10 protein-coding genes, 1 tRNA gene and 4 pseudogenes are annotated in these 11,665 nt (G+C 70.4%); 6 read left to right on the forward strand and 9 right to left on the reverse strand.

Translation table 11 applies throughout. The features are described from left to right. Window positions 1-16 precede the first annotated feature (16 nt). A pseudogene (locus O3Q52_RS37630) lies at window positions 17-529 on the forward strand (hypothetical protein); the annotation flags it as partial. Here the strand turns inward: O3Q52_RS37630 and O3Q52_RS37635 are convergent. Together O3Q52_RS37635 and O3Q52_RS37640 are read right to left on the reverse strand one after the other, a co-directional pair. Continuing rightward, window positions 527-670: pseudogene (locus O3Q52_RS37635) on the reverse strand (transketolase); the annotation flags it as partial. The pseudogenes O3Q52_RS37630 and O3Q52_RS37635 overlap by 3 nt on opposite strands. A 71-nt stretch (window positions 671-741) precedes the next feature. Then, complete coding sequence (locus O3Q52_RS37640) at window positions 742-1,446, reverse strand: transketolase (RefSeq protein ID WP_269653097.1); 705 nt, start codon at window positions 1,444-1,446, stop codon at window positions 742-744. 157 nt (window positions 1,447-1,603) lie between these two features. On the opposite strand from O3Q52_RS37640, the gene O3Q52_RS37645 reads away from it, so the two are divergent. Next, window positions 1,604-1,677, forward strand: a tRNA-Pro gene (locus O3Q52_RS37645). 245 nt (window positions 1,678-1,922) lie between these two features. Here the strand turns inward: O3Q52_RS37645 and O3Q52_RS37650 are convergent. Both O3Q52_RS37650 and O3Q52_RS37655 read right to left on the reverse strand, forming a co-directional pair. After that, on the reverse strand, window positions 1,923-2,639 hold the full coding sequence (locus O3Q52_RS37650; RefSeq protein WP_269653098.1) for a methyltransferase domain-containing protein: 717 nt from the start codon (window positions 2,637-2,639) through the stop codon (window positions 1,923-1,925). A 239-nt stretch (window positions 2,640-2,878) separates the two neighbouring features. Further along, complete coding sequence (locus tag O3Q52_RS37655; RefSeq protein ID WP_269653099.1) at window positions 2,879-3,310, reverse strand: transposase; 432 nt, start codon at window positions 3,308-3,310, stop codon at window positions 2,879-2,881. 15 nt (window positions 3,311-3,325) lie between these two features. Here O3Q52_RS37655 and O3Q52_RS37660 point away from each other — a divergent pair, with 15 nt between their 5' ends. Then, window positions 3,326-3,532 (forward strand): hypothetical protein, encoded by a 207-nt coding sequence (locus O3Q52_RS37660; protein WP_269653100.1) that lies wholly within the window; start codon window positions 3,326-3,328, stop codon window positions 3,530-3,532. After that, a complete protein-coding gene (locus tag O3Q52_RS37665; protein WP_269653101.1) occupies window positions 3,529-4,203 on the forward strand; it encodes a phosphatase PAP2 family protein in 675 nt (224 codons plus the stop codon). The genes O3Q52_RS37660 and O3Q52_RS37665 overlap by 4 nt, the downstream gene beginning before the upstream one ends. Before the next feature lie 7 nt (window positions 4,204-4,210). Here O3Q52_RS37665 and O3Q52_RS37670 read toward each other — a convergent pair whose 3' ends face one another. Genes O3Q52_RS37670 through O3Q52_RS37685 form a run of 4 tightly spaced genes read right to left on the reverse strand, consistent with a single transcriptional unit; the run spans window position 4,211 to window position 8,277 of the window. Further along, entirely contained in the window at window positions 4,211-5,536 is a 1,326-nt protein-coding gene (locus tag O3Q52_RS37670) for a glutamate-1-semialdehyde 2,1-aminomutase (protein WP_269653102.1), read from the reverse strand. A 7-nt stretch (window positions 5,537-5,543) separates the two neighbouring features. After that, window positions 5,544-6,095: a dTDP-4-dehydrorhamnose 3,5-epimerase gene (rfbC, locus tag O3Q52_RS37675; RefSeq protein ID WP_269653103.1), complete on the reverse strand. Its 552-nt coding sequence runs from the start codon at window positions 6,093-6,095 to the stop codon at window positions 5,544-5,546. Further along, window positions 6,092-7,333, reverse strand: a complete 1,242-nt coding sequence (locus O3Q52_RS37680; RefSeq protein ID WP_269653104.1) for a polysaccharide pyruvyl transferase family protein — start codon at window positions 7,331-7,333, stop codon at window positions 6,092-6,094. The genes rfbC and O3Q52_RS37680 overlap by 4 nt, the downstream gene beginning before the upstream one ends. Beyond that, complete coding sequence (locus O3Q52_RS37685; RefSeq protein ID WP_269653105.1) at window positions 7,330-8,277, reverse strand: glycosyltransferase family 2 protein; 948 nt, start codon at window positions 8,275-8,277, stop codon at window positions 7,330-7,332. The genes O3Q52_RS37680 and O3Q52_RS37685 overlap by 4 nt, the downstream gene beginning before the upstream one ends. 143 nt (window positions 8,278-8,420) lie before the next feature. Here O3Q52_RS37685 and O3Q52_RS37690 point away from each other — a divergent pair. Further along, window positions 8,421-10,352: pseudogene (locus tag O3Q52_RS37690) on the forward strand (RHS repeat-associated core domain-containing protein); the annotation flags it as partial. Window positions 10,353-10,768: 416 nt separating this feature from the next. Next, on the forward strand, window positions 10,769-11,305 hold the full coding sequence (locus O3Q52_RS37695; RefSeq protein ID WP_269653106.1) for a hypothetical protein: 537 nt from the start codon (window positions 10,769-10,771) through the stop codon (window positions 11,303-11,305). 220 nt (window positions 11,306-11,525) lie between these two features. Here O3Q52_RS37695 and O3Q52_RS37700 read toward each other — a convergent pair. Continuing rightward, a pseudogene (locus O3Q52_RS37700) lies at window positions 11,526-11,665 on the reverse strand (helix-turn-helix domain-containing protein); the annotation flags it as partial.

An 11,665-nucleotide genomic window follows, 5' to 3' on the forward strand; every position in this document is an offset into this window, starting at 1 on the left:
GAGGGGTGTGAGGGGGATGGCTGGGGGCGGGTTGTCCTCGGGTGGGGTGCCGGCGTCGGGGGAGGACGCGGGCGCCGGTGGCCGTGATGGGGGTGGCGGTCAGCGTGGCGCCGATGGCAGTCACCGTGGCGTCGGCGGCGGGACCGGTCGTCGTGATGTGAGTGGCGGCGGCGGGCGCCGGAAGGTCTGGTCGCGGGATTTCGGGCTGTTCTTCACCGCACGGGCGGTCGCCAAGCTGGGCGACACGATGTTGCCGGTGGCGCTGGCGGCGGGACTGCTGCAGCACGGCTACGGGGTGGGGGCCGTCGGCCTGGCCATGGCCGCGTCGGCCGCCTGCTTCGCGGGTCTGGTGATCTTCGGCGGGGTCTTCGCCGACCGGTTCAGCACCCGTCGGCTGATGATCGGCGCCGACGTGGTGCGGCTGGGCAGCCAGTCGGTCGCCGCCACCTTGTTCTTCACCGGCCATGTGGTGCTCTGGCAGATCTGTGTGATCGGCGCGGTCAACGGCGCGGCGGCCGCGATCTTCGAGATTGATCACGCGGTCCGGATGCCGGTGCTGCGCGTCCTCGAATCCGGCCACACCGATCTCGGCGAGGACGACCGCGACGCGCGGATCCTCGTCGAGCAGCCGTGAGACGACGGGGGCGAAGCGGTCACGCATGGTGTCCATGGGGATAGTCCTCCGTTGTGGGAGTGCGGGAGTGCGTGGGTGGGTCCGGGCGTGGGTGCGGGGTGACCGGCTCAGGCGGTCTTCGGCTCCACCTGGGCGACGACCACGCGCGGACGTCCCGGGTGAGGGGCGGTGAAGGCGGCGTACAGGGCGTCGTGGTCCCGTCCGTCGACGGTCTCGGCCGACCAGCCCGCGGCCTCGAAGCGCGCGGCGATCCCGCCGGGGAGCGCGTAGCTGGCGGAGGAGTTGTCGATCACCACGGTGTGCAGCTGGTCGAGCCCGGCCGGACCGGCGTACGCGATGGCCTCGTGGTTGCTGCCCTCGTCCAGTTCGGCGTCCCCGACCAGCACCCAGACGCGGGGGTCGTGCAGTCCTTGGGCGCGCAGACCCAGCGCCGTGCCGACCGCGATCGGCAGCCCGTGCCCGAGCGAACCGCTGCCGATCTCGGCCCCCGGTACGAGCACGCGGTCCGGATGGTGCCCGAGCGGCGAGTCGTACGAGCCGAAACCCGGCAGCCAGTCGACCGGCACGAAGCCCTTCGCGGCGAGGACCGCGTAGTAGGCCATCGGCCCGTGCCCCTTGGAGAGCAGGAACCGGTCCCGTTCCGGATCGTCCGCCCGCTCCGGCGTCACCCGCAGCACCCGGTCGTAGAGCACCCAGAGCGCGTCGAGCGTGGATGTCGCCGCCGGTCCGTGCTTCTCGTCCCCGCTCATCAGCTCCATCAGGCCGGGCAGATCCGCAGATCCGTAGTCGCGATTCATCGTTGTCGTCGTCATGCGGACGATCGTGCAACCTCAATCAAAGTTGAGGTCAAGCGGCGATCGCCGGGACGAGGTGATCACCGGGACAAAAGGAGTGCGCGACCACCGACCCGAGTGCGGTATTGTTTCCGTGCGCGTTCAACCAGGGGAAACCCCAGGTCACAACGGGCAACGGGACGTGGCGCAGCTTGGTAGCGCACTTGACTGGGGGTCAAGGGGTCGCAGGTTCAAATCCTGTCGTCCCGACAGAGCGAAGGGTCTTGGCAGGCGAGAGCCTGCGAAGACCCTTTTAGTATGGATCGTTTCCGATCTTCGAGGTTGAGCACGCCGCTCATGGGCGGCGCCCCTGCCCGGAGGTTTGCGAGGATGCCGCGGCCGGACCTGGACAAGAGCACCGCGGGGCTGTCGAAGGCACTGACGTTGGACGCCCTCGCCCCATGCGTGCAGCCGATCCCTGGAATCGATCAGTCGGCGACGACGTCCCGTAAGGGTCAAGCCCCCTTTCCGAAGACAAGTACCTCGGTGGAGGCGACGCCCATGGGGGCGAGGAAGCTGGCCTCCAGACTGCAGTCGAGGGTCGCGAAGAGGTCCACGCATGTCTGGCGAGGCATGGCGGCCGGGTAGGAGCCGTGCCCGGCGCCGCCCTTCGTCGCCCAGGCACGCACCGTGGCCGGGTCCAGGCAGGTCTCCGTCATTGCGTCGAAGACGATCCGACCCCCGGGTCGCGTGACGCGTGCCATCTCGAAGAAGTAGCGGGAGGCGCAGAGGAAGGTCACGGTGTTGAAGACCTTGTGGGCCTGAACGAGGTCGATGCTTCCGTCGGGTGTCGAGGCGAGACTGCATCCTGCGGTCGGTTGGGCGACCACGCCGAATGTGTCCACCAGGTAGTTGGACCAGGGCGCTGCCGTCTCGTAGATCTCGTAGCGGCCTGGTGAACACTCCTTCAGCGTCTTCTCCAGGTAACGTCCGGACCCGGGGCCGATCTCCAGCACCGTGTCCGGGTCGGCGGTGAAGACGCCGAGAGCGCGTAGTTCATCGATGGTGAACCGGGTGGCGCCAGGCGTCCCGTTCATGACCTCGTCGATGTAGTCACCGACCGACAGGCCGGCCGCCCGCGCGGCCCGCATCGTTGCCTCGAAGGGGATGAAGTCGTCCACTCCACCCCGGTTGTTGTTGGTGCGCACGATGTCGAATCCCGCACGTCCCAAGAGCCGCTTGACCCCGGACTTCAATGCTGACGTTTCCCGCACTGCTGGGCTCACCAGGCATCCCCCTCTTTCCGCCTTAGGTGCCCAAAGCATAGGATCTCGGACGCGGACGCGCAGTGGGACGGCGAACTTCGCATCTCGGCCTCCTCGCGCAGCCGCGCGACTTCCCCGCAGCCCCTCTTCTTCCGCGGTTAGGGTGGCAAGCAGAGAAATGGGGGACTGTGGGCGGGGAGTTGGCGTCAGCGGAAGCCGAAGAACACGTCGACCGGCGTCAGTGGCGTTGGATCGCCAAGTCGGAGCGGGCCCGGAAGTCGGCCCGGCCCAGTTCGGGGCGTAGCGCGGTCGAGTTCGGTGATGAAGTGCGGCCATCCGCCGGGGTTGCAGAGGCCGTCGGCGAGCAGTGCCCGAAACGCGACGCAAGCGGCGCGCGCCCGGACCACCAGGTGGGCGGCCGGTGGGCCCGTGGTGGCCGCGACGATGCCGTTTCCGACCTGTCCGCGGGAGTCGAGGTACTGACGGGACATATAGGCCGTGGCGTGCCCGGACCTAAAGTCACCGGAGTCGTCCGGAAACAACGCCCCGGCGTCGTGGGGCGCGATCGCCGACGCGGGCATCAGCAGGTCGGTCCACCGGTCGGTGACCGGCTCGTGGTCCCACGGGGACCGGGACATGAACCACTGCCGCGCATGGCGGACAAGAAGGTCGCCGAAAGCAGGCCTGGCAGTCTTGAGGAGGGCCTGGAGCAGGGGAAACAGGAGGCCGCTGACTCATGGCCGGCCACGGGGCGGACGACGGGCCGCACCCTCACCCTGCCCCAAGCAGACAAGATCCGGAACACCATCTGCCGATCACGGCAACGCACCGAAGGCCGACCGGACGCGGTGGGCGCGTGACCGGCCGGTCGGCGCCCGCCGTGCTGCCCCCGTCGCTGCGCGTTCCGCTCGGGCTGACCGCTGTCCTCTCCGCGCTGGTGGTCGTTGTACTCGGGGTCCTGTACGCCGGCCACAGCGAACCCGGCACAGTGGACAGCTGGATCGTCCGGCCGACGGCGGACAGTGTGCGGCCGCCCTGGCGGAACGTCGCTCTGGCCACGGACTTCTTGGGGGAGCCCGCCGGAGCGGTGGCGCTGGTCGTGGCCGCCGTGACGGGCTGCCTGCTGCTGCGGTGTCCTCGCGCGGCGGTGCTCGCCGTTGCCGGTGCCGGCATGACCGTGGCGACGACGACGCTGCTCAAGTCCCTGGTGGGCCGCACCATCCACGGCGACGACAACCTGTCCTATCCGAGCGGGCACACCGCCTTCGTCACCGCGCTCGCCCTCGTGGTGGCGCTGCTCGCGACCGGTCGGCTCGGCCTCGGCAGGACGGCCGGCACGTCACTCGTACTGGCGGCGGCGCTGGTCGCCGGCGCCGCCATGGGCTGGGCCCAGGTCGCCCTGGGCGCGCACTACCCGACCGACGTCCTCGGCGGCTGGTGCACCGCGCTGGCAGTGACACCGGCGACCGCGTGGCTGGTCGACCGGACGGCCGACCGGATGGCCGACACCGGCCGGCGGGACCGCCGCTGACGTCCCGTCACGCCAAGCGGCGGAACACGGGCTTCACCGGTCGTCCGGCCAGCCAGGGGGTGGGGTCGGCGGCGTCCAGTGCCTTCCGGTACACCGCACACGCCTGGGCCACCACGTCGACGGTGTGATCGATGTCGTCGTCGCCGAGCGCACTGCTCACCACGAACGACGGGGCCAGCACCCCGCCCGCGAGGAGCCGGCGCAGGAACAGGGTGCGGTACCGCTGCGACGGCTGCCGGTTCTCGTCGAGGGTGGCGAAGACCAGGTTGCTGGCCCGGCCCCGGACGACGACGTGGTCGCCGACGCCCATACTGGCCGCCGCGTCGCGGACACCGGCGGCCAACCGATCGCCGAGGGTGTGCAGCCGCGCGGTGACGCCCTCCTCGACGTAGGTGGTCTGCACGGCCATCGCGGCGGCGAGCGAGTGCGTTTCCGCACCGTGCGTGGTCGACAGCAGGAACACCCGTTCGCCGGAGTGACGTAGTCCGCCCAGCTCCATCAGATCGCGGCGCCCGGCCAGCGCGGAGACGGCGAACCCGTTGCCCAGCGCCTTTCCGAACGTGGAGAGGTCGGGGACGACGCCGTACAGGCCCTGGGCGCCGGCCTCGGACCAGCGGAAGCCGGTGATCATCTCGTCGAAGATCAGTACGCAGCCGTGCCGGTCGGCCAGCTCGCGCAGGCCGGCGAGGTATCCGGGGGGCGGCTCGGTGTGGGTGGCGGGTTCGAGGATCAGGCAGGCGACCTCGTCCCGGTACCGGGTGAGCAGTTCCTCCGTAGTGGCCAGGTCGCCGTAGGGGAACGCCACGGTGAGCTCGTTGGTCGCCGCCGGAATGCCGGCGGACATCGGCGTGGTGCCGATGAACCAGTCGTCGGTGGAGAAGAACGGATGGTCGGCGCAGAGGGCCACCCGCGGACGCCCGGTGGCGGCGCGGGCGAGGCGCACCGCGGCGGTGGTGGCGTCGGAGCCGTTCTTCGCGAACTTCACCATCTCGGCGGTCGGCACGGTGGCCAGGAAGCGTTCCGCCGCCTCGACCTCCACGATGGACGGCCGGACGAAGTTGCTGCCGCGGTCGAGTTCCCGTCGCACCGCCTCGATCACGCGTGGGTGGGCGTGGCCGAGGCTGACCGAGCGCAGGCCGGAGCCGTACTCGATGTAGCGGTTGCCGTCGACGTCCCACACATGGGCACCGCGGCCGTGGCTGATGACCGGGGCCAGGTCCTCGGGGTACTGGTCGTCGCCCTTGGCGTAGGTGTGCGCGCCGCCGGGGATCAGGGCGTGCAGCCGCTCGTTCGCCGCCCGCGATCGGGGAAGGCCGAACTCTTCGGTTTCCACGGTGACTTCAGCTCTCCCTCTGCTTCAGGACCTCGGCGAGGCTCGGCGCCTCCCGGTCCCGCCGGGACATCGAGGCGGGCGGGAGCGGCCAGGGGATGGCGAGTTCCGGGTCGTCGAAGGCGATCGTCACGTCCTCGGCCGGATCGTGCGGGCGGTCGATCCGGTACGAGGTGTCGGCGGTCTCGGTCAGTGCCTGGAACCCGTGGGCGCAGCCCGACGGGATGTGGAGGGTCGTCTGCGTCTCGCCGGACAGCTCGAAGGTCGCCACGTTGCGGAACGTCGGTGAGTCCGTCCGCAGGTCGACGACGACGTCGAAGATCCGTCCGTACGAGCAGCGCACCAGCTTGGCCTCGCCCGCGCCGGAGCGCAGGTGCAGGCCGCGCAGCACGCCCCGGACCGAGCGGGACAGGCTGTCCTGGACGAAGGCGTCCGGGTCGAGGCCCACCGAGCGGACCACGTCGGCGTCGAAGGTGCGGCAGAAGAAGCCGCGCTCGTCGGAGTACGGCGTCGGCTCGAACAGGTACGCGCCGTCGATCGCCGGGACTTCGGTCGCCTTCATTTGGCCTCCCTCAAGGCGTGGGCGTGGTCGGCCGCCGGGAACAGGGCAGCGGTCAAGGCGGTGAACTGGTACTCGAGTTGCCGGGCGGCGACCAGATTCCGCTCGGCGAGGGTGTGCCGCAGCTCCGCAGATCGCTCCTCCAGCGCCCGGAACTGTTCGAGCAGCCGGTCGGCGTCGACCTCGCGGGCCGGGTGGCAGTACGCGGCAAGGCCCATCCGGTCCATGAGGGCGTCACTCTTCGCCGCATAGCTGAGTGCGAGCGTCGGCGTGCCGACCTTCAGCGCGCAGACCAGGTTGTGGTACCGGGTGGCCACCACGGTGTCGGCAGCCGCCGTCTCCTTCATCAGGTCGGCGAGCGAGGCCGCCTCGGCGGCGGTGACCAGCGGCGAGTCCACCGCGTCGAGGATCGCGGCGACCACCGGCCGGTCGCACTCGTCGCCGGTGAGCAGCCGGACCGGCCTGCCCTCCTCGACCAGCGCGCGGACGAAGCGAGTTGTCCCGGCCAGGTAGCGCCGGTGGATTTCCCCGGCCCGTGCGCGGTCGTCGTCGCCGCCGTGGAAGTCCATGACACCGACGCAGACCGGGCCCGGCGGAACTGAGAGCTTGTCGGGTCCGCTCGCCGGCGGCGTCGGCAGGGCGAAGGCGAGGTCCGGGTAGACCTCGTCGCGCGTGGTGTCCACGCCCATCGCCCGCATCGCGTCGCGGGACAGGGCGTCCCGGTACGACCGGTAGCCGGCCAGCCGCGCCGACCAGCGCACCAGGGCCCGGGTCGGCCGGTTGCCGATCGCGGCGGCCCCGACGCCGACCAGCGCGACGCGGGTGCCGAACAGCCGACCGCTCGCACAGAGCAGGAACAACGAGTACGGGAAGCCCCACGGCCGCAGCGGCAGCGTGGCCTCCAGGACGCCCATGCCCGGCACGATCACCACGTCGTGTCGGCGCACCCAGGCAGCGGTACGGACGGCGTCGACGAGTTTGCCCAGGCCCTTGCCCGCGATCGCGCCCGCCCGCGACGCGGTCCGGTACTCCCCGCGGTACCAGTGCAGCCGCGTCGCGGGGATTCCGTACCGGGCCGTGACGGCCTCGGGTCCGCCGCACAGCGCGTCCACGACCGCCTCCGGGTGCTCGGCGCGGAGGTAGCCGAGCACGGCCTCCAGCGACCCGTCGTTGCCGAGATTGCCGGAGCCGAGCAGGCCGAACACCCCGACGCGCACCGGGGTTCGGTTCGCGGGTGTCATGCCTGCCGCCCCTCACGTCCGGCGACGAGGGCGTCGACGGACACGGTGAGCCGGCCCGGGTCGACCGGGGTACGGTCCTCGACCCGCTCGCCGGCACCCGGCCGGACCCGGCTGGTCATCCATGCGGCCAGGTGGCGGTGGCACGCGCGCCGGTCGGCCGCGGACAGCGGCGCCCGCCGGATGGCCGAGACGAAGCCCCAGACGTACTCGGCGAGCAGCCGGGGCGTCGGGTGCAGCGGGCCTGCCCGGCGCGGGTCCAGGTTGACGCACCGGGAGCGCTTGCCCGGGTTCGCCCGCTCGGCGCGGGTGGGGTGGTCGCGGCGGAAGTACAGCAGCTCCGGCACCTGGTGGAACGGCCCGTGCAGGGTGATCTCGGCGACGAACGTGCGATCCGCGTGGTGGTAGCTGTCGTGCGGCTTCACCCGGCGCAGCACGTCGGCCCGCATCACACCGTAGAAGTCGTCGCCACCGGGCTCGAACAGCAGACTGCGGAAGCGCTCCGGCGCGTGTGGTGAGTCGGTGGCCAGCCCGTACTCGTACGGGACCTTCACCCGGCCGTCGCCGTCGATGACCGCCTGGCCGGAGTGCGCAAGGACCATGTCCGGCCGCTCGTCCAGCGCCTCCACGCAGCGCCGCAGCAGGTCGCGGGCGTAAAGGTCGTCGTGCGAGGCCCACTTGAACAGTTCGCCGCGGCACTCGGTGAACACGTAGTTGTGGTTCGGTGCGGCGCCGATGTTCCGGGTCAGCCGGATGTACCGGATGCGCGAGTCCTGAGCGGCGTACTTGCGGCAGATGTCCTGCGTCCCGTCGGTCGAGGCGTTGTCGGAGACGACCAGTTCGAAGTCCTCGTAGGTCTGGCCGAGGAGCGCGTCGAGCGCCTCGGCCAGGTACTCCTCGCCGTTGTAGACGGGCAGGCCGATGCTCAGCCTGGGTTGCGCGGTCATGGCGTCCTCACTTCGGGAATGGGGTTGTGGTGGCGCTCGCGCAGGGCGGACCGCAGCTGCAGCCACCACACGGCCGAGCTGCTCAATGTCGCGGCGGCGACGCCCCAGGCGGCGCCGACCGTGCCGGCCACGGCCGCCCCGCCGTGCCCGCGGGCACGCCCCTCCCGGCGCGCAAGCACACCGCCAACCCCTACGACGAGGGCCGACCGACCGACGGCACGGCCACTGTCGTCAACCAGGTCACCACCACCAAGGTGGGCGCGTACGTGGACGGTTACCCCTCGGACGCGGACGTGCGCACCACGACCACGCAGTACGACTGGGTCAAGGGCCTGCCCACGGACACGATCACCGACCCCGGCGGTCTGGCTCTGAAGAGCACCACCTCCTACGACTCCCAGGGCCGGGTCACCAAGACCACCCTGCCGAAGTCCTCCGGCTCCGACGCGGGCGCCACGGTGACCACGTACTACTCGGCCACCGGCACCGGCGCCTGCAACGGCCGCCCCGAATGGGCCGACCTGGTCTGCTCCACCGGCCCGGCGGGCAGCATCACCGGCGGCGGCTCCAACCCCACCGAACTGCCCACCAAGACCGTCGAATACGACCGGTGGGGCAACACCGCCAAGTTGATGGAGACCGCGAACTCGGTCACCCGGACCACCACCAACACCTACGACGCTGCGGGCCGCATCAAGACGACCTCGGCCAGCGGCGGGGTCGGCACGGCGGTGCCGGACACCACGACCACGTACGACGCGGACAGCGGTGACGTGGCCACGGTCGCCTCGAACGGGCAGACCATCACCCACACCTACGACCAGCTCGGCAGGGAGATCTCCTACAACGACGGCGCGGGCAACACCGCCACCAACGCCTATGACGCGCTCGGGCGGCCGGTGAGGACCACCGACTCCGCCCCGTCCACCACCACCTACACCTACAACACCACCAAGGACCCGCGCGGCCTGGAAACCTCCCGCACCGACTCGGTCGCCGGCACCTTCACGGCGAGCTACGACGCGGACGGCGAGTTGGCCACCGAGTCCCTGCCCGGCGGCTACACCCTCACCGTCACGCAGGACGAGGCCGGCACAGAAACCTCCCGGGTCTACACCAAGGACAGCGACGGCACCGTCGTCGCCTCCGACACCGTCGACCACTCCGTCCACGGCCAGGTCGTGACCGGCGCGAACACGGCAGGCCAGAGCCGCACCCGCAACTACAGCTACGACGCGGCCGGACGCCTCACGAAGGCGGACGACACCGACCCGGACGGCGCCTGCACCCGCCGCGACTACACCTTCGACAACAACACCAACCGCACCGCCCTCGCCGTCGCCACCAGCGACGTCGGCGCGGCCTGCACCTCCACCGGCGCCACCACCACGTCGTACTCCTACGACAGCGCCGACCGGCTGGTCACCAGCGGCACCGTCTACGACGCCTTCGGCCGCACCACCACCCAGGCGTCCGGCGCGACGATCGGCTACTACGCAGGCGACCTCGTCCGCCAGCAGACCAACAACGACAAGCGACAGACCTGGAGCCTGGACGCGGCCGGCCGCCTCGCCGCCTGGACCACCGAAACCCAGGGCACCGACGGCACCTGGACCCAGACCGGGGCCAAGACCAACCACTACGGCGCCGACGGCGACAGCCCCGACTGGACCCAGGAGACCAGCACCACCCTCACCCGCAACGTCCAGGACATCAGCGGGGATCTCGGCACCGTCACCAGCGCCACGGGCGACACCGTCCTGCAGTTGACGGACATCCACGGCGACGTGACGGTGCAGCTGCCGCTGGACACCGCCACATCACCGACCGCGCTCGCCTACGACGAGTACGGCAACCCGGAGGGCGACGCCACTGCCACGCGCTACGGCTGGCTCGGCGGCAAGCAGCGTTCCAGCGAAACGGTCACCGGTGCCACCCTCATGGGCGTGCGCCTGTACGACCCGACCACCGGACGCTTCCTGTCCGTCGACCCCGTGCCCGGCGGGTCAGCGAACGCCTACGAGTACTGCGGCGGCGACCCGATCAACCGCTACGACCTCGACGGCAGATGGTGGAAGCCCCGCTTCAGCGTGGGAGCCAGGCTCGCCTGGCACTACGCAAGCCGCGGCTACGGCAAGTACGTCCGGTGGAGGAACCGCCAGCAAGCGCGGATCGTCGGGGTCGGCATGGCGTACGTCGGCAGCCGCTACCTGGGCTACCGATGCCGGTACCGCTACGGTATGCGTGCCTGCACCGGAGGGTACGGCCTCCACGCCCGCGGCGGAACCACCCTCGGGACCACCTACTTCACCTCGAACAACAGCTTTGTCACTCCGGGCAGGATGCGACACGAACGCGTACACAAGCGGCAGTGGATGCGGTACGGATGGGGATTCGGCCCCATGTACCTCAGAGCGGGAATCAACCCATGTCGAAACATTTGGGAGCGCCGCGCTGGATACAGGAACGGGCGGTATCTCCAATGCATCCGTTGACCCAGTCCCGAAGGCGACCCGTATGGCCCTTCGTGGTGGTCGGGTCGGTCAGTGTCCTGGCCGTTCTCGCGGCCGTCGGTGCCTGGATGTACTTCGTCTACCGCCTGTCCGACCCGGTGCCCGCGGCCTTCGGTGCACGCGTCGACGGGAAGTCGATTGTCGTGAAGATGGCCCTTTGCCCTACCGACGTGATCCGTCGCGTGGAGGTCACGGACGCCGACGACGACAAGAGCGCGAACCCGAAGGTGCTGTGGTGGGCCTCGAACCCCACGACGGCAGCAGCCAGGAGCGGGGTCGTCAAGCTGTGGTCCGGCGAAGGATTTGAGCGCCACGCCCCAGAGCTGGCCCAGTCCGCCGTACCCCGCAATCTCGTTGTGGGATACGTGGACCCGACAGGTGGCGGACTGGATGATGTCTTCACACTGCGCACGGTGTCCGCAGCGAAGTTGAAGCCCGGGCAGTACTGGACCCGCGACGGTGCCAGAACCGCCGCACAGATCGACGCACAACTCCAGTGCCACGACAGCAAGTGACAAGGGCCGTAGACAACCCCGATCAGGCGGAAAGTAGTTCTTCACCCGCCTAAACCCAGAGGGTGCCGCACGCAGGTGCGGCACCCTCTGTCGCTTTGAGCACGGCTCCCGTGCGGGAAACAAAAGCCAAGGGCCAAGATCGTGAGACAGAATGCTGTGGCCCCTGAATGAGACAGCCGACAGAAGTGCAGGTCGCCACGACGGAACGGGACAATCCGAATGCGGGCCTACACAGGCGGTGGCGCACGGTGTTGCGGTGGACGTGGAGGGTCGCGGCGGTGCGGTCCCAACTGCCGTGCAGGGTCAGCCAGGTGCGCAGGGTGTCGAGGAGGACCGGGGCGCCCGGCGCGCCGGCCCGGT

It is taken from the genome of Streptomyces sp. ActVer (genome assembly GCF_027270795.1).
Classification (GTDB): domain Bacteria; phylum Actinomycetota; class Actinomycetes; order Streptomycetales; family Streptomycetaceae; genus Streptomyces; species Streptomyces umbrinus_A.

Coding starts and splice junctions, on each gene's coding strand:
- O3Q52_RS37640 (WP_269653097.1), bottom strand. CDS start 1,446: ATGACGACGACAACGATGAATCGCGACTACGGATCTGCGGATCTGCCC.
- O3Q52_RS37655 (WP_269653099.1), bottom strand. CDS start 3,310: ATGTCCCGGTCCCCGTGGGACCACGAGCCGGTCACCGACCGGTGGACC.
- O3Q52_RS37660 (WP_269653100.1), top strand. CDS start 3,326: ATGGCGGACAAGAAGGTCGCCGAAAGCAGGCCTGGCAGTCTTGAGGAG.
- rfbC (WP_269653103.1), bottom strand. CDS start 6,095: ATGAAGGCGACCGAAGTCCCGGCGATCGACGGCGCGTACCTGTTCGAG.
- O3Q52_RS37680 (WP_269653104.1), bottom strand. CDS start 7,333: ATGACACCCGCGAACCGAACCCCGGTGCGCGTCGGGGTGTTCGGCCTG.
- O3Q52_RS37685 (WP_269653105.1), bottom strand. CDS start 8,277: ATGACCGCGCAACCCAGGCTGAGCATCGGCCTGCCCGTCTACAACGGC.